2 protein-coding genes are annotated in these 1,196 nt (G+C 46.4%); both read left to right on the forward strand.

Annotated features, from left to right (window positions below; translation table 11 throughout):
- Positions 1-630: hypothetical protein (locus C230_RS22780; RefSeq protein WP_051074188.1), on the forward strand; the 630-nt coding region annotated here is incomplete at its 5' end.
- An 18-nt stretch (positions 631-648) separates the two neighbouring features.
- Positions 649-1,011 carry a hypothetical protein gene (locus tag C230_RS18790; RefSeq protein WP_018130076.1) on the forward strand — a complete coding sequence of 121 codons (363 nt, stop codon included), beginning with the start codon at positions 649-651 and terminating at the stop codon, positions 1,009-1,011.
- The last annotated feature ends 185 nt before the right edge of the window (positions 1,012-1,196 follow it).

The following is a 1,196-nucleotide window of genomic DNA, read 5'->3' on the forward strand; positions in this document are numbered from 1 at the left end:
CTGGATGTTGCGTTTCTGGTTTATGATGTCGTATCCTTTATTCAAAACCCGACCTGGGAAAATGCAGCCTGGATCGCCTTTGATGTGGTTTCGACCGCGATTCCGGTTGGCAGCCTGTCACTAGCGGCGCGTGCGGCGAAAGCGGCGGGTGAGGCAGCTCATGTAGCGGAAGGCGCACGGATAGTCGGAGAGGCGGACGAAATCGCAGCAAAAGGTGCAGGAGCGGTTTCTGGTACCCGTGCCGGTGAAGGTATTGCGACTGCTGCCACGACGGGGACTGGTAAACGTCTTCTTGACAAACCTGTTGCAGGAGACAACATCGGGTCAATGCTAAAACCGCGGTATTCCACAGATTTTGTTGTTTCACCTGGTGGCACTGCTGTTCCTGTACCCAAAGGTGCTACTGGACCTGGACCAGTTAATAATGGGAAAGGTTTTTCATACACAGGTGGCAGTGGAGGACATAGTTTTGATAAGAGGGTTACTGGTGTAAGGATTATGGATCCGACCAATCGATATCCAAATGGATATGCGGTTTATATGAATAAAACGGGGCAAACAGTCAATCCTTTCACCGGTCGAACTACTCAAGGAAAAGCCGATCCTTGGGGACATATTCCACTAAGGTAATTTGGGAGGCGGTCAATCATGTCTTCATTATCGGGTGAGCAACCAATTTTGCAAATACTTGTGGGGAGTGAAATGAGTTCCGTCGAATTTGTCAGAGATTATATACAACTTAGATTTGATGGTCCAACCTTAACAACATTTACGTTGCCTGTCGTGACCTTGAACGCCACTTCGTATGATATTAAAACACCTGGTTATCGTGATGCTCTCTGTTCTTTAATTGGGCGTGAAGTACAGAACACAGAAATACTGGAGCATGTAGCAATTCGGTTAATTTTTGACCAGAACGCCCTATTAGAAATTTCTTTGCGAGAAGAAGATTACGAAGGACCAGAAGCGGCGATGTTTGATCCCGAAAACGGAGAGTTATGGGTATGGTAAGAAGATTTTAAAGACCAAAATTAAAACTCTTACTGATCCCCCCTGAACCATCAAATTCAGGGGGGATCATCATGTGGTCGTCAATCTAAAAGGTCAAGTCCGGATTTTTGTGTAAATTCTTTTTGGGTTGGAGTTTCTCTGTCCATGGCTTTGCCCAGGCTGAATTGAACCGCATCAGGAGAGAT

This window comes from Effusibacillus pohliae DSM 22757 (assembly GCF_000376225.1).
Lineage (GTDB): Bacteria > Bacillota > Bacilli > Tumebacillales > Effusibacillaceae > Effusibacillus > Effusibacillus pohliae.